The 14,052-nt window shown below is 67.6% G+C and carries 16 protein-coding genes; 6 read left to right on the top strand and 10 right to left on the bottom strand.

Features of this window, described 5'->3' with window-relative positions:
- Window positions 1-74 precede the first annotated feature (74 nt).
- The gene (gene cydX, locus AB4Y40_RS00770; RefSeq protein WP_368686063.1) at window positions 75-254 is read left to right on the top strand and encodes a cytochrome bd-I oxidase subunit CydX; all 180 of its coding nucleotides are present in this window, start codon (window positions 75-77) and stop codon (window positions 252-254) included.
- Window positions 251-844: an AAA family ATPase gene (locus AB4Y40_RS00775; RefSeq protein WP_368686064.1), complete on the top strand. Its 594-nt coding sequence runs from the start codon at window positions 251-253 to the stop codon at window positions 842-844. Before cydX ends, AB4Y40_RS00775 begins: the two co-directional genes overlap by 4 nt.
- Before the next feature lie 4 nt (window positions 845-848).
- On the opposite strand, the gene AB4Y40_RS00780 is transcribed toward AB4Y40_RS00775, so the two are convergent.
- Both AB4Y40_RS00780 and AB4Y40_RS00785 read right to left on the bottom strand, forming a co-directional pair.
- A complete protein-coding gene (locus tag AB4Y40_RS00780; protein ID WP_368686065.1) occupies window positions 849-1,952 on the bottom strand; it encodes a saccharopine dehydrogenase C-terminal domain-containing protein in 1,104 nt (367 codons plus the stop codon).
- Window positions 1,953-2,161: 209 nt separating this feature from the next.
- The gene (locus AB4Y40_RS00785) at window positions 2,162-2,626 is read right to left on the bottom strand and encodes an Lrp/AsnC family transcriptional regulator (protein WP_042265707.1); all 465 of its coding nucleotides are present in this window, start codon (window positions 2,624-2,626) and stop codon (window positions 2,162-2,164) included.
- A gap of 226 nt (window positions 2,627-2,852) precedes the next feature.
- Between AB4Y40_RS00785 and AB4Y40_RS00790 the strand changes: the two genes are divergently transcribed.
- Together AB4Y40_RS00790 and AB4Y40_RS00795 are read left to right on the top strand one after the other, a co-directional pair.
- Window positions 2,853-3,404 carry a Spy/CpxP family protein refolding chaperone gene (locus AB4Y40_RS00790; protein ID WP_368686066.1) on the top strand — a complete coding sequence of 184 codons (552 nt, stop codon included), beginning with the start codon at window positions 2,853-2,855 and terminating at the stop codon, window positions 3,402-3,404.
- 159 nt (window positions 3,405-3,563) lie between these two features.
- On the top strand, window positions 3,564-3,998 hold the full coding sequence (locus tag AB4Y40_RS00795; RefSeq protein ID WP_342921300.1) for a PGDYG domain-containing protein: 435 nt from the start codon (window positions 3,564-3,566) through the stop codon (window positions 3,996-3,998).
- A 54-nt stretch (window positions 3,999-4,052) separates the two neighbouring features.
- Here the strand turns inward: AB4Y40_RS00795 and AB4Y40_RS00800 are convergent, their stop codons facing one another.
- From AB4Y40_RS00800 to AB4Y40_RS00835, 8 genes are all read right to left on the bottom strand, one after another.
- Window positions 4,053-4,418 carry a DUF3022 domain-containing protein gene (locus tag AB4Y40_RS00800; RefSeq protein ID WP_368686067.1) on the bottom strand — a complete coding sequence of 122 codons (366 nt, stop codon included), beginning with the start codon at window positions 4,416-4,418 and terminating at the stop codon, window positions 4,053-4,055.
- A 33-nt stretch (window positions 4,419-4,451) separates the two neighbouring features.
- Window positions 4,452-5,261: a YhfC family intramembrane metalloprotease gene (locus tag AB4Y40_RS00805; protein ID WP_368686068.1), complete on the bottom strand. Its 810-nt coding sequence runs from the start codon at window positions 5,259-5,261 to the stop codon at window positions 4,452-4,454.
- 114 nt (window positions 5,262-5,375) lie between these two features.
- A complete protein-coding gene (locus tag AB4Y40_RS00810) occupies window positions 5,376-6,473 on the bottom strand; it encodes a LacI family DNA-binding transcriptional regulator (RefSeq protein ID WP_368686069.1) in 1,098 nt (365 codons plus the stop codon).
- On the bottom strand, window positions 6,470-7,435 hold the full coding sequence (locus tag AB4Y40_RS00815; protein ID WP_368686070.1) for a 2-hydroxyacid dehydrogenase: 966 nt from the start codon (window positions 7,433-7,435) through the stop codon (window positions 6,470-6,472). The genes AB4Y40_RS00810 and AB4Y40_RS00815 overlap by 4 nt, the downstream gene beginning before the upstream one ends.
- Window positions 7,436-7,456: 21 nt before the next feature.
- Window positions 7,457-8,740, bottom strand: a complete 1,284-nt coding sequence (locus tag AB4Y40_RS00820; RefSeq protein ID WP_368686071.1) for an MFS transporter — start codon at window positions 8,738-8,740, stop codon at window positions 7,457-7,459.
- 98 nt (window positions 8,741-8,838) lie between these two features.
- Complete coding sequence (locus tag AB4Y40_RS00825) at window positions 8,839-9,807, bottom strand: sugar kinase (protein ID WP_368686072.1); 969 nt, start codon at window positions 9,805-9,807, stop codon at window positions 8,839-8,841.
- A gap of 63 nt (window positions 9,808-9,870) precedes the next feature.
- Window positions 9,871-10,668 carry a TIM barrel protein gene (locus AB4Y40_RS00830; protein WP_368686073.1) on the bottom strand — a complete coding sequence of 266 codons (798 nt, stop codon included), beginning with the start codon at window positions 10,666-10,668 and terminating at the stop codon, window positions 9,871-9,873.
- A 157-nt stretch (window positions 10,669-10,825) separates the two neighbouring features.
- A complete protein-coding gene (locus AB4Y40_RS00835) occupies window positions 10,826-11,746 on the bottom strand; it encodes a LysR family transcriptional regulator (RefSeq protein ID WP_368686074.1) in 921 nt (306 codons plus the stop codon).
- A 145-nt stretch (window positions 11,747-11,891) separates the two neighbouring features.
- On the opposite strand from AB4Y40_RS00835, the gene AB4Y40_RS00840 reads away from it, so the two are divergent.
- Both AB4Y40_RS00840 and AB4Y40_RS00845 read left to right on the top strand, forming a co-directional pair.
- A complete protein-coding gene (locus tag AB4Y40_RS00840) occupies window positions 11,892-12,968 on the top strand; it encodes a YeiH family protein (protein WP_368686075.1) in 1,077 nt (358 codons plus the stop codon).
- A 246-nt stretch (window positions 12,969-13,214) separates the two neighbouring features.
- Window positions 13,215-13,949 carry a glutathione S-transferase gene (locus tag AB4Y40_RS00845; protein WP_368686076.1) on the top strand — a complete coding sequence of 245 codons (735 nt, stop codon included), beginning with the start codon at window positions 13,215-13,217 and terminating at the stop codon, window positions 13,947-13,949.
- Window positions 13,950-14,052: the final 103 nt, after the last annotated feature.

Here is a 14,052-nt window from a genome sequence, read left to right on the forward strand (position 1 = left end):
CCGATCATCGTTGTTATATGCTTTGGGGAATGCGCGGCAGCGCTCGCAACCGGCATCAAGAGGAGGCAACGGCCATGTGGTACTTCGCGTGGATCCTCGGCATCGGCGTTGCGCTCGGCTTTGGCATCATCAACGTGATGTGGCTCGACGCCAACGGCAAATTCCTGAACGGACACGGACCGGAGCGGACCGGCCCGGATAACGTCCCTTCGGCAGGCGCCGGCACACCACATGGCGAGGCACACCGCCCGTGACGAGTCTGGTGTTCTTCTGCGGCCACGCCGGCGCCGGCAAGACGTCGCTTGCCAAACGCCTGTTCGCCCCGCTCGCCCGCGAGACCGGCGAGCCGTTCTGCCTGCTCGACAAGGACACGCTCTACGGCAGCTATAGCGCCGCCGCAATGGGCGCGCTCACGCACGACCCGAACGATCGCGACAGCCCACTCTTCCTGCAGCATTTTCGCCAACCCGAGTACCGGGGGCTCATCGACACCGCCCGCGAAAACCTCGAGCTTGGCGTGAGCGCGCTCGTGGTCGGCCCGCTATCGCGCGAGGTGCGCGAGCGCAAGCTGTTCGACCGCGCGTGGCTCGGCGTCGGTCAGGAGGTGGGGCTCACCGTGGTGTGGGTGCATACGAGCGAGGAAACGGCGCACGCGCGCATCGTCGCGCGCGCCCATCCGATCGACGCCTACAAGCTCGCTCACTGGGACGAATACCGGCAGCGGCGCTTCATGCCGACGGGTGCGCAACTCGACGGCCTGCTGCTCTTCGACAACAGCGCGCCCGCCGCGGCCGACTACGACGCCTTGCTTGAGCGCATCGTGTCGGCAACGGCATCGACCTGAGATTTCAGGCCGCCACCTTCGCGCGGCTGTCGAGCGTCGCGCCTTCGTACACCTGACCGAAGCGGTTCGCGAGGAATTGCTGGAGCGACACCTGCTCCTGACGCACGAACCCGGCTTGCGGCAGACGCTTTTCGCGGAACAGGTCGAGCACCGCGCACATGGCGCCGGCGGTGGTGATCTGGATCGCGCTCATGGGCACGCCGCACACCGTCTTCGCGAAGATCTTGCGCGTGAACACTTCCTGCACGAGCTTGCCGTCGCGCATGCCGGTCACCGTCATGAAGATGAGCACGACGTCCTGCTCCGTGGCAGGCACCGAGCGGCGCATGATGGACTTGAGCGTGTCGCGGTCGCTGGAAAGGCGCAGGTCTTCGAGCAGGAACTGCATGAGCGCGCGATGACCTGGATAGCGCACCGACTTGTAGTCGAGCGACTCGACCTTGCCGGAAAGCGTCTCGCAGAGCGTGCCCAGGCCGCCCGAGGTGTTGAAGGCCTCATACTCCACGCCGTCGAGCGAGAAATGCTCGAGACCTTCGAGCGGCTGCACCCACTGCGTGCGGCCTTCGCGGATCGCTTCGCACGGCTGGCAATACTCGTTGATGAGACCGTCCACGCTCCACGTGAGGTTGTACTTGAGCGCGTTGGTGGGGAACTGCGGCAGCGCGCCCACGCGCATCTTGACGTCGCGGATCTCGGTGAAGCGGCTCGCGAGCGCATGCGCCGCAATGCCGATGAAGCCGGGCGCGAGACCACATTGCGGCATGAAGACATGATCGGCGCCGTCGGCCAGTGCGCGGATCGCGTGGGTCGCGCGCACGTCCTCGGTCAGGTCGAAGTAATGGACGCCCGCGCCCTTCGCTGCCGAGGCGACGTTCACCGCGAGATAATACGGCAGCGCATTGATGAGCACGTCGTAGCCATCCAGCGCGCCGCGCAGCGCGGCCGCGTCGCCGGAATCGACACGCGCGGTGGGGATGCCCTGCGCCGCAAGCGGCTCGAGCGCCTTCGCATCGCGATCGAACGCCGCGACTTCGTAGTCGCCGCTCTCGCGCAGCATGTGGGCAATGGTGTGGCCGATCAGGCCGGCGCCTGCAATCGCAACTTTCATGGGTCATCTCCTTTGGTTTTCTATGCTTGGGGATGGGCAGCGCCCGCTCAAACACAGTCTAGGGAGAGACGAATACGGTTCATAGACGCAAAACGATGCGTTTCGACCGCCATTTTCGTCATTATGACGATCAGTTTCGTCGAAATGACGAAACCATTCATTTTCGACGGCGAATACCTCGCCGTCCGGCCCGCGGCTCGGCCCGAGTTTCAGCCCGTTACCGAGCCGCGATCGACCTTGCGCGCGAGCACGATCGACGTGGTCGTGCGCTCCACGCCGGGTATGCCGCCAATCTGGTCGAGCAGGTCGTTGAGGCGGTCGGGCGAATCGGCGCGCAGCCACGCCACGTAGTCGTACTCGCCGCTCACCGCGCACAGCAGCTGCACTTCGGGCATCTTGCCGAGGCGCTTTTGCACATCGGGCCCGTGGCGTGGCGCGATGATGAGCCCGACCCACGCCTGCAGGCTCGCGTCGAGCACGTCCTGGCCGAGGCGCACGCCGTAGCCGGCGATCACCTGGGTGCGTTCGAGCCGCTCGATGCGCGCCAGCACCGTGGTGCGCGCGACGCCCAGGCGCCGTGCGAGATTCGCGACGCTTTCGCGCGCGTTTTCCTGCAGCAGCGCGACGAGGCTGCGGTCGAGGTCGTCGAGTTGATCGAGGCGCGGAGGTCTCATCGGGGGGCGGTCTGGATGGGAAGTCTGAACGGCGTCATTATCGCGCGCGGGTGAGCACGCCGGGCGGCGCTCGCGTCGCGCAAGTCATGCCCGACGGGTATTTCCACGCGTTTCGTTTGTAAGCAAGTGTCGCAGCCGGGGCGTCATGAAGCGAGAACGTGGTACTAATAACGCCTGCAGCCATTCTGGCCATGCTACCCGCTACGAAATGATTCAAGGAGTCACAATGAAGAAAGCTTTCGTCATCCTTGCCGCCTCGCTCTCGATGAGCGGAGCGTTCGCGCAAAGCGCCGCGCCGGCCGCCTCGGCAACCGCCGCGGCCGCGTCGAGCGCCGACGTGCGCGCCGCGCAGCATCAGCAGCGCGTCGAGGAGCGCATCACGTGGCTGCACACGCAGCTCAAGATCACGCCCGAGCAAGAGCCGCAATGGAAGACGTTCGCCGACACCATGCGCAGCAACGGCGAGACCATGTCGAATCTCTTCAAGCAGCGTGCGGAGAGCGAAAGCTCGCGCAACGCGCTCGACGACATGAAGCAGTACGCGCAGATCGCCCAGGCGCACGCGGACGACATGCAGAAGCTCGTCTCGGCGTTCGAGCCGCTCTACACGAGCCTCTCGCCGGAACAGAAGAAGCTCGCCGATCAGGCCTTCCGCCACGGCAATGAGCACGGCCCGTCGGGCAAGCCGGGGCATCCGACGCACAAGGGCAAGGCGAAGCCGTCCGCAGGCGCCGCAGCCAGCGACACCGAAGCGGCCAGCACGCCGGCCGCGCAGTAAGACGGAGGAAGGCGCACCCGCGAATCGGGTCGCGCTCCCATGCGTGCGCGACGGCCCGATCCAGGGTACCCTTGCGGACCGCGCGACGGCCGGGCGAAACTGCCCGGCCGTCGCTTCTTCGAAAGCCGTTTTTTGTGAAGCCCGTCCGCTGCTGCCGCCATGATTGAACTGACCCAACTCGACCTGCGTGTCGACCCCGCCGCACAGCGCGTCGTCAAGGACGAGACCGTGAGCGTCGAGTTCGCAGCCGTAGCCGGCGAGCTAATGAGCCTCGAAGGCCCGAACCGCTACGCGCCCGGCGACGCGATCATCACTGGTTCGACCGGCGATCGCTGGGTCGTCTCGCGCGACCGGTTCGATGCGAAGTACCTGCCGGCGAGCGACACCCTTGCCCACGGCGATGCAGGCGCGTATCGCAACCACCAGGTCGTGGTGCTCGCAAGGCGCATGGACGAGCCGTTCACGCTCGTACGTTCGGCCGGCGGCGACCGGCTCAGCGGCGTAGCCGGCGACTGGGTCATGCAATACGCGCCCGGCGACTATGGCGTCGTGCAGGCCGCACGTTTCGCCAAGGTCTACAAGCTCGCCGACTAAGTCCCAGCGCAATGCCGAACGGGCGCGCCGCGCCCGTCGCTTCAAGCAAGCGCTTTACGCAAACTCTTCGTCCAGCGCGATCGTCACCTCGCGCGGCACGTCTTCGCCCTTCGCGTGCTGCTCCTCGAGCGATTCGATCGTCGCCTCCACATAGGCGCGCAACACCGCGAAGCTGCGACCGCGCAGCCGCGGCGGCAAGGCGCGATAGCGCGCGAGCGCGGCGGGCGCGATTGCCACCGTGAGCACCATGCGGCGCGCCTTCGAGCCGAAGCGCATCGCCACCCAGTGCACGACCAGTTGCGGCACGCCGTTTTCAGTCGGCTCTTCGGCAAAGCGCGTCTGCTCGGGAAAGATGTCGGCGATCACGCGGGCGAGCTCGTCGAATTCGAGGCTCGCGCATTCAAACAGATAGGCTTCCATTGACGCCAGAAAAAAGAAGTAAGACGCGCGTACTCATGCCGCGCGCGCGACGCGCCGCTGCAGGCGGCACGTCCTGAAAAGCACGACGGCGACCACCACGGCCGCCACCACATACAAACCGTCCACGGCTACGAGCGGCACGAGATGCGCCTGGTACATCGCGGCGGGCACGTCGATGAGCGCGTGCACGAGGATCGCGAGCGGCAAAATCCCCTTCCATCCCGCGCGCACGCCGCGCCACATCAGCACCGACAAGCCGATCTGGAACACGAACGCGGCCGTGCGCTCGAGCGCGAAAACGCCCGCGAACAGCGGCGAAAGGCTAGCGAGAATCAGATGGACGCGCAAGACCGAGTCCATCGTGAGATTGGACAGATGCTCGTCGAGATCGCCGCGATTCGCGAGCACCGCGAACACGATCCATTGCAGCTGCACGAGCACGCCGACGAACCACGCCTCCGCACCCGCATGGCCGATGCCGTAGCCGAACGCCGCGCCGTCAGCGGGTGCGTTGGGCTTGCCCGCGCCGCGGCGCGCGATGACGCGCATGGCGATATAGCGCCCGACCTCCTCGCACACGCCCGCGGCGAGCGCCCCGTACATCACGAAGAACACGGGATTCGAAAGCACCTGCGCGACGGCGGCGTTGCCGTGCAGCATGTAGTCGTTGACGGCGCGCTCGATCACAGTCGCGAACAACGCGAAGATGGCGACGCCCGTGATCGTATCGCGCCAGTCGAGCGCGAACGGCACACGCAGCCGGCGATACAGCGATACGGGCAAGGCGGCGACGAACAGCGTCGCGAGCGAAAGGCAGACGAGCGTGATCGGAGCTACGGACATGGGCTTCCTTATGACGTTCGGCACGCACGCACGCGCGCCGCAGCCCGAATGATCGCAGATATCGGCGCCTGCGCGCAGCCCCGGCTGCGCGAGGGGCCCGCAATCGCGCCGTCGTCACCCCTGCGTCGAAGCCCTCACCACCAGTTCGCCCTCGAACGCCGCAGCGCGTGCCTTGGGCGCCGCGCCTTCGATGCGCTCGTGCAGAAACTCCACCGCGCGATAGCCGATCTCGCGCGTCGGCTGGCGGATCGTCGTAATGCCGGCAAGCTCGGCCCACTCCGGATCGTCGATGGCGGCGAGCGCCACGCGCTGCTGCCACTGCGCGCCGAGGGCCGCCTTCAGATGCAAGGCGAGGCGCAGCGCCACCGGCGCGTTGGCCGCGAACAGCGCGCACCGCGCACCGCGCTCGAGCGCGTGTTCCACGTGAGTGTCGAGCGCCGCGAGCGCGGCTTGCACGGCGGCTTCGTCGTGGAGATCGAGCACGTGCGTGAGGCCGCGCGCCGCGCCCTTCGTCGTCTGCATCGACTCGCGAAACGCCGCTTCGCGCTCGCGCCGCGAACTCACCTGCTCGAACGGCTGCACCACGAACACGATGTCGTCGTAGCCGCGCGCAAGCAGATGCTCGGTGCCGAGACGCACGGCCGCCGCGTTGTCGAGGCCGACCATGTCCGCATCGAGGCCGTCGACGGTACGATCGATCAGCACCGCCGGAATGCCGCCGCTGCCCACGGGTTTCAACATCGATTCGCGCACGCCGAGTGCGTTGACGATCACGCCTTCCACGCGATACGTGGTGAGCAGTTGCAGGTAGCGCCGCTCCATGTCGATCTCGTTCGCCGCGTGGCAGATGAGCGGCATGTAGCCGAGCGCGTGGCACGCCTCCTCCACGCCCTGCAGAATCTCCACCGAATAGGGATTGGCGAGATCGGCGATCAATAGGCCGAGCAGACGGTTGCGGCCGCGCTTGAGCCCGCGCGCCATCTGGTTGGGGCGATAGTCGAGCCGCTCGATCGCCGCCTCGATGCGCGCGCGCAGGTCGGGCGAAAGCACGCCCAGCTCGCCGTTCAGATAGCGCGAGATGCTGGTCTTGCCGGTGCCGGCTTCACGCGCCACGTCGCTGATGGTCGCGCGGCGCGGCGCCGTCGCCGCAGCGCCCGTTTCCGTCGTACCGACGTCGCGCTCTCGATCCGCGCCGCCCGCAGCCATGCTCATCGCGCGAGCACCTCGCGGTTGACGACGTTCACGTTAAGCGTGCCGGCGAGCGCCGCGACGAGGTTCTCCGCCGCGCAGCGCGCCATCGCGTGACGCGTCTCGTGCGTGGCCGAGCCGATGTGCGGCAGCGCCACCACGTTCGGCATGCGCAGCAGCGGCGACGCGGGATCGATCGGCTCGCGCTCGAATACGTCGAGGCCCGCGCCGTGGATCGTGCCCGCTTCGAGCGCCGCGATCAGCGCGTTTTCGTCGATGGTCGCGCCGCGCGAGGCGTTGATGAGAATCGCGCCCTTCTTCATCTTCTTCAACTGTTCCGCGCCGATCAGATGGCGCGTGGCGTCGGTGAGCGGCACCTGCAGGCACACGAAGTCCGCGCTGGCGAGCAGTTCGTCGAATTCGACACGGCGCGCGCCATAGTTGCGCTCGGCCGCTTCGTTCCGACTGCGGTTCGTGTACAGCACCTTCATGTTGAAGCCGAGCGCGGCACGGCGCGCCACGGCGCCGCCGATGCGCCCGAGCCCCACGATGCCGAGCGTCTTGCCTTGCACGTCCACGCCGAATTGCGCCGGGCCGATGCTGCCCTTCCAGTGGCCCGCCTTGACCCAGTCGGCCAGTTCGACCACGCGGCGCGCGCTCGCGAGGATCAGCGAGAAGACGGTGTCGGCCGTCGATTCGGTCAGCACGTCAGGCGTGTGGGCGAGCACGATGCCGCGCTTCGTGAGATCGGCCACGTCGAACTGGTCGTAGCCCACGGAGATCGTGGAGAGCGCCTTCACGCGCGAACCGTCCAGCATCGCCGCTGTGATCTTCACGCTCGCGCCGATCGCGCCGTCGGCGTCCTTTAGCGCGGCGGCGAGTGCGCCGGGCTGGTCGGCATCGACGTCGACGAGTTCGGCGTGCTCGCGCAGATAGTCGGCGACGTCGGCGGGCAAGGCTTTGTAGACAACGATTTTCGGCTTCATAAGTGCGCTAGAAAAGAGAGGTTATTTTCCGTGAGCCGGCGATGCATAAGCACGGGCGGCGGCGCGCTGCGGCTTGACGGCGAGCGTGAGGCCCACCGAAACGAGCAGCGCCGCGCTCATGAACGCATAGGATGCCGCAGGCGAGCCCGTCGCGCCATTCAGATACCCGACCACATAGGAGCCGACGAACGAGCCGAGCGCGCCCATGCTGTTGATCAGCGCCATCGCGCCGCCGGCCACGTTCTTCGGCAGCAGTTCCGGCACGATCGCGAAGAACGGGCCATACGGCGCGTACATCGCCGCGCCCGCCACCACGAGCAGCGCGTAGGAGATCCAGAAGTGCGTCGAGCCGAGCGCGTAGGAGAGCGCGAAGGCCAGCGCGCCGACCAGCAGGAACGGCCACACGAAGGCGCGGCGATTGTCGAGCTTGTCCGACGCCCACGAGGCGGCGAGCATCGCGATGGTCGCCGCGAGATACGGCACGGCGGAAAGCCAGCCCGTTTCGACCATGCCGAGCGCCGAGCCGTTCTTCACGATCGAGGGCAGCCACAGCACGAAACCGTACACGCCGATGCTCCAGCAGAAGTACTGCGCCGAGAGCAGCATCACGGCAGGCGTGCGGAACGCCTCGGCATAGTTGCGCACCGGCTTGATGGCGGCCTGCTCGGCGCGCATCGCGGCGTCGAGCGCGCGCTTTTCGTCGTCGGAGAGCCAGTCGACCTGCGCGGGCTTGTCGCGCACGAGCAGCCACCAGCACACGGCCCACACGACAGCCGGCACGCCCTCGGCGATGAACATGTGGCGCCAGCCGAAGGCATGGACGAGATAGCCCGAGACGACCGACATCCACAGCACCGTGACCGGATTGCCGAGGATCAGGAACGTGTTGGCGCGCGAGCGCTCCTTCTTCGTGAACCAGTTGCTGATGAAGATGAGCATGGCCGGCATCACGGCCGCCTCGACCACGCCGAGCACGAAACGGATCGCCATCAGCGACGGAATGTTCGTGACGACGCCCGTGAGCGCGGCGCAGCCGCCCCACAGCACGAGGCTCGCGAACACGAGCGTGCGCACGCTGCGGCGCTCCGCATACACAGCGCCCGGCAGCTGGAAGAAGAAGTAGCCGAGGAAGAACAGCGCGCCGATCAGCGACGAAAGCCCCGGGCTGATGCCGAGATCGCGGTTGATGCCGGCCGCCGAGGCGAAGCCGTAGTTGGCGCGGTCGAGATAGGCGAGGCTGTACGTGATGAACACGATCGGCATGATTGCCCACCAGCGGCGCGGTGCGAGCGAGGTTGAGGTCATCGGTGTCTCCAGTTGAATGGGGCTCGGTACCTGACAGTGCCGCCCTCTCGTCTCATGTCGTTTGGCGCGCCGCACTTGGCGTTGCGCCGCCTGTTCCGCTATGCGGCTGCCTGCGTTTGCGCCGCTTCGAGCGCATCGAGCTGCGCGCGCGTGGGCAACCCTTCCGAGTCGCCGATCACCTGGACGGCCAGCGCGCCGATGCGGTTGCCGCGAGCCACGGCCGCCGCAAGCTCACGCCCTTCGAGCAGCGCGCTCACCACGCCCACCGCGAAGCCGTCGCCGGCACCCACGGTATCGACCACGCGCTCCACGCGCTGCGCCGCGACGCGGCCCTGCTCGCCTTCGGCCGTGGCGTAGTACGCGCCCTCTGCGCCGAGCTTCACGATCACGCCGCGTGCGCCGCGCGCAAGATAGAACTGCGCGATGGCTTCCGGGTCGCCCGAGCCCGTCAGTACGAGGCCTTCGCCGACGCCGGGCAGCACCCAGTCGGCGAAGCTCGCGAGTTCGTTGAGCGTGCCCACCATTTCGGCTTGCGAGCCCCACAGCGTGGGGCGCAGATTTGGGTCGAACGAGATCGTGCGGCCCGCGGCGCGCATCTCGTGGGCCAGCTTGAACGCCAGTTCGCGTGAAGAGGAAGAGATGGCGGGCGCCACGCCGCTCAGGTGCAGATGGCGCGCGCCGAGCACATAGTCGGCCTGATAGTCGCGAGCCGAGAGCTTGCTCGCCGCCGAGCCGCGACGGAAATACTCGACAGCGGGATCGCTGCCGTCGTCGTTCCTCGACTTGAGCTGGAAGCCGGTCGGAAAGCGCGTGTCGGTGCTCACGCAACGCGCGTCGATGCCTTCGTGCGTGAGCACGTCGCGCACGAACTGGCCGAACGAGTCGGCCCCCACGCGGCTCATCCAACCCACCTTGAAACCGAGGCGCGCGAGGCCGGTCGCGACATTGAGCTCCGCACCCGCCGCGCGCTTCGTGAAATGCGCGACCTGGGCGAGCGGACCCGGCTCCGCGGCGACGAACATCGCCATTGCTTCGCCGTAGGTGATGACATCGAGTGCTTCGGTCATGAGATGCGTTCCTGATGAATCGTATGGGAGCCTGGGGACCGGCTTCGCGGCTTCACGCGGCGCTCAAGCGGCCGCGAGCCACTCGACGTAGTGCGCGGCGGCGTCGTGCACGCGCGCCGGATCGAACGGAAATTCGATGCCGCGCGGCACGTGGGTCGGCAGCAGCGCGAGCGCGGCGCGGCACAGCGTGTCGTCGTCGTCCGGCGCGACGGCGAAGCGGCGCGCGCCCTCGCCCACCACGGCCTTGCAATGGATGTATTCGACGTACGGCGCGAGCGCGGCGGCGGCGAGCAGCGGCGGCTCGCCCGGCCATTGCCAGTTGCCGATGTCGAAGGTCATGCCGATCACACCCGGCGCGCCGCCGTCGCGCAGCGCGTTGAAGAGGCCGATGAACTGGTCGAGCTTGCCGCCCTGCTCGAGCTGGCCGTTCTCGACGACGACGCGCGGGCCGGTGCTCGCGGCAACGGTGTCGCCGGTACGTGCGCCCAGTGCTTCGAGCAGGCGCGCGAGGCGCGCCGCGCTGGCGTCACCTGCGAAACCGCCCAGCTGCAGCTTCACGAAACGCGCACCGAGTGCCCGTCCCGCGGCGACTGCGCCGCATAGTGCCGCCTCGTCGAGCGCGCCATCCTCGCCATACAGCGTGTCCGGGGTGGACCACACGCGCCACAAACCCTCGTCCGCAAGCGCCGTTCCGAGCGCGCGCAGCGCTTCGGGCTGCGCGTCGGCATCCTGCATCAGCTCGCGCCGCACCTCGAACGCCTGCGCGCCCGCGCGCCGCGCCGGCCGGCTCCACGCCGCGTGACCGTCACGCCAGATTGCCTGCGCGCCGAACGCGCTCGCCACGATTGCTACTTCCGCCATTGCCGTCTTCCTGTTGCCTGCCGTTGCGCACTTCGCTTTTCTTGGAACCGGTTCCAAATCCAGCCCGAAAAAAAGCGCCTGCGCGCCGGTTGATTAGGGCGGATAGTGCGCGTTAGCCGCTCAGGCCGCCATTCTGGATTGCCCTGGGTCAGAGGGCTCAGACGCCCGGAACATCGGCGAGACACAGTTCCAGGAAGCGCTGCGCAACGCGCGAAGCCGCGCCCGCGTGTGGCACCAGGATCGAGAAGCGCCGCGCAAGCGGCTCGGGCCCAAGGCGGATCTGCCGCAAGGCGCCGTTCTCGTGATGCATCGACATCGCCGAGACGAAGCCGATGCCCATACCGGCCCGCACTGCCTCCTTCACGCCCTCCACGCCCGCGATCTCCAGCGCCACCCGCATGGGCACGCCGGCGCGAGCGAACGCGCGCTCGACCACCTGGCGCACGCCCGAGCCATCCTCGCGCAGGACCAGCGGCCACTGCGCGAGCGCTTCCACCGTGATGGCCGGCATCGGAGCGGCCGTCTCCCCTTGCGCGTCGAGCTGCGACGCCAGCGTATGCGAGCGCGGCACGATCGCGACGATTTCGTCCTCGTGCCAGGCATGCACAGCGGTATCCGGCGGCAACTGCTCGCCCACCGGCCCCTCGATCAGCGCGATATCGACCGCGCCGAGCATGCCCACGACGTCCGTCGAATTTCCGCTCGACGTTTCGAGCTTGACCTGCGGATAGGAGCCGTGGAACTGCGCCACCAGATACGGCAGCCGGTAGCTCGCGGGCGTGGTGGTCGCGCCGATGCGCAGCGTACCGCGCTCGAGGCCGCGCAACGCGTCGCGGTAGCTGAGGGCGTCGCGCCAGGTGTCGCGCAGGCGCACTGCGTAGCCCGCAAGCTGCTCGCCCGTGGGCGTGAGGCGAACCCCGCGGCCGTCGCGCTGGTACAGCGGCTCGCCGATCTCCTCCTGCAGCAGCCGCAACTGGCCCGAGACGGCCGGTTGCGACAAATGCAGTGCCAGCGCAGCTCGACTGATATTGAGATGCTCGGCGACGGCAGCGAAAGTTATCAGTTGTTCCGGGGTCATCGTGGAAAACCATCGTGTTGTCCTATATATTACGTCACAAATCACGATTTTTCATATCGATATATCTAAATTAGGATTAGGCCATTCGATAGCGACCTGTTCGCTACCCCATTTTTCGACCGGATTGCCCGGTAGAGAGGCCGTCATGTCTACACCCAGTCTTGCGCACGCATCATCGCCGTCCACCCGCGGGCAGCTCAACGGCGTCCTGTTCGTCGCGCTGTTCGCGGCCGCCGTCACCAGCGTCGCGTCGCTGCCCGCCATCGCCGGGCTCGGCATGAGCCCGCTGATCGTCGGCATCGTCGCGGGGGCGATCTACGGCAATGCGCTGCGCGACGGCATGCCCGAAAGCTGGGCCGCCGGTGTGAACTTCTCCGCGCGCAAGCTGCTGCGCATTGCCGTGGCGTTCTTCGGACTGCGCGTGAGCCTGCAGGAAATCGCCCAGGTCGGCGTGCCGGGGCTCGTCGAATCGGTCGTGATCGTCGTGAGCACGCTCGTGATCGGCACCTGGGTCGGCATGAAGCTCCTCAAGCTCGACCGCGACACCGCCATTCTCACGGCGGCCGGCAGCGCGATCTGCGGCGCGGCGGCCGTGCTCGCCTTCGAATCCACGCTGCAATCGAAGCCGCACAAGAGCGCCATGGCCGTGGGCAGCGTGGTGCTGTTCGGCACGCTTTCGATGTTCCTCTACCCGGTGCTGTTCCGCGCGGGCTGGCTGCATCTCGATACGCTCGGCGCCGGGCTCTTCTTCGGCGGCACGATCCACGAGGTCGCGCAGGTGGTGGGCGCGGCGAGCAACGTAAGCCCGGAGGCCACGCACATCGCCACCATCGTCAAGATGACGCGCGTGATGCTGCTCGTGCCGGTGCTGCTCGTGCTCGGCGTGTGGCTCAACCGCGCGGCGCGCAGCAAGGCAATGGCCGACGGCCACGCCAGCCACGGCGGCGCGCGCAAGCTCGCGGTGCCCTGGTTCGCGCTCGGCTTCCTCGCGCTCGTGATCGTCAATTCGCTCCACGTGCTGCCCGAAACGGCCACCCACGCGGTCAACACGCTCGACACCTTCGCGCTCACCATGGCGATGACCGCGCTCGGCATCGAGACGCGTGTCTCGCAAATCCGCCAGGCCGGCCCGCGGGCACTGACCGCCGGTTTCATCATCTACCTCTGGCTGGTCGGCGGCGGTCTCGCGATCACCTGGGGCGTGCAGCGCCTGTTCGGATGACCCGGCGCCCGAGGGCCGCGCGCCCCGACCCGATCCCTTGTGCGCCGGCGCTCCCGGCCACCGGCCCCGCCTGCGGCGGGGCTGTTTGCGTTTCTGCGCGCGGCCCCCTTACGCCATCTCGCGTGCGCACGCCACACGCGAACCAGGCGCGAGCGTTGCGAGCGATACTGTGCGTTGCTGCCGGTTGCGTGGGCAGCGGCCGCGCGGGCCGTGGCGAGCACGGCCATGAACGCAAGGGGACGACCGATGGCATACGAACTCTATTACTGGGACGGTCTGCAGGGCCGGGGCGAATTCGTGCGGCTCGCGCTGGAAGAGGCGCAGGCGCCCTACGTGGACGTGGCGCGAGGCGAGAAGAAGGACGGCCTCGGCATCGGCGCGATGATGGGCGAACTGGAGAGCGACGAACCGTATCCGCCCTACGCCCCGCCCTTCCTCAAGGACGGCGACCTGATCGTGCCGCAAACCGCCAATATCCTTTTCTATCTCGGCCCGAAGCTCAAGCTCGCGCCGCGCGACGAGAGCTTGCGCATCGTCGCGAACGGCCTGCAACTGACGATCGCGGACCTCGTGACCGAAGCGCACGACACCCATCATCCGATCGCCAGCGGGCTCTACTACGAGGACCAGAAGGACGCAGCGAAGGCGCGCTCGGCGGATTTCATCGCGCATCGCATTCCGAAATTCATGAGCTATTTCGAGCGCGTGCTCGCGCAGAATCCGGACGGCCCGCGCCACATGGTGGGCAACGCGCTCAGCTATGTCGATCTGTCGATGTTTCAGATCGTCGAGGGCCTGCGCTACGCGTTTCCAAAGGCGACGAAGCATTTCGGGGATCACTATCCGCAGGTCGTCGCGCTGCGCGACGCCGTGGCCAAACGCCCGCATATCGCCGCCTATCTCGACTCGGAGCGGCGGCTGCCGTTCAACGAAACGGGCATCTTCCGGCACTACCCCGAACTCGACCGGGCCGTGCGCTGAATGCGCGCGGGCCGTGGAAGGCATCCGCCGCCGCCCGGTTTCATGCACGCGGCGCGCACTTGTCGCCGCGCACCCGTTATGCTTCCCGCCGCACGTCGCGCCC

The sequence above is a fragment of the Paraburkholderia sp. EG287B genome, assembly GCF_040965595.1.
Taxonomy (GTDB): domain Bacteria; phylum Pseudomonadota; class Gammaproteobacteria; order Burkholderiales; family Burkholderiaceae; genus Paraburkholderia.

Coding starts and splice junctions, on each gene's coding strand:
- AB4Y40_RS00795 (WP_342921300.1), top strand. CDS start 3,564: ATGATTGAACTGACCCAACTCGACCTGCGTGTCGACCCCGCCGCACAG.
- AB4Y40_RS00820 (WP_368686071.1), bottom strand. CDS start 8,740: ATGACCTCAACCTCGCTCGCACCGCGCCGCTGGTGGGCAATCATGCCG.
- cydX (WP_368686063.1), top strand. CDS start 75: ATGTGGTACTTCGCGTGGATCCTCGGCATCGGCGTTGCGCTCGGCTTT.
- AB4Y40_RS00800 (WP_368686067.1), bottom strand. CDS start 4,418: ATGGAAGCCTATCTGTTTGAATGCGCGAGCCTCGAATTCGACGAGCTC.
- AB4Y40_RS00830 (WP_368686073.1), bottom strand. CDS start 10,668: ATGGCGGAAGTAGCAATCGTGGCGAGCGCGTTCGGCGCGCAGGCAATC.
- AB4Y40_RS00785 (WP_042265707.1), bottom strand. CDS start 2,626: ATGAGACCTCCGCGCCTCGATCAACTCGACGACCTCGACCGCAGCCTC.
- AB4Y40_RS00810 (WP_368686069.1), bottom strand. CDS start 6,473: ATGAGCATGGCTGCGGGCGGCGCGGATCGAGAGCGCGACGTCGGTACG.
- AB4Y40_RS00780 (WP_368686065.1), bottom strand. CDS start 1,952: ATGAAAGTTGCGATTGCAGGCGCCGGCCTGATCGGCCACACCATTGCC.
- AB4Y40_RS00840 (WP_368686075.1), top strand. CDS start 11,892: ATGTCTACACCCAGTCTTGCGCACGCATCATCGCCGTCCACCCGCGGG.
- AB4Y40_RS00845 (WP_368686076.1), top strand. CDS start 13,215: ATGGCATACGAACTCTATTACTGGGACGGTCTGCAGGGCCGGGGCGAA.
- AB4Y40_RS00790 (WP_368686066.1), top strand. CDS start 2,853: ATGAAGAAAGCTTTCGTCATCCTTGCCGCCTCGCTCTCGATGAGCGGA.
- AB4Y40_RS00825 (WP_368686072.1), bottom strand. CDS start 9,807: ATGACCGAAGCACTCGATGTCATCACCTACGGCGAAGCAATGGCGATG.
- AB4Y40_RS00815 (WP_368686070.1), bottom strand. CDS start 7,435: ATGAAGCCGAAAATCGTTGTCTACAAAGCCTTGCCCGCCGACGTCGCC.
- AB4Y40_RS00835 (WP_368686074.1), bottom strand. CDS start 11,746: ATGACCCCGGAACAACTGATAACTTTCGCTGCCGTCGCCGAGCATCTC.
- AB4Y40_RS00805 (WP_368686068.1), bottom strand. CDS start 5,261: ATGTCCGTAGCTCCGATCACGCTCGTCTGCCTTTCGCTCGCGACGCTG.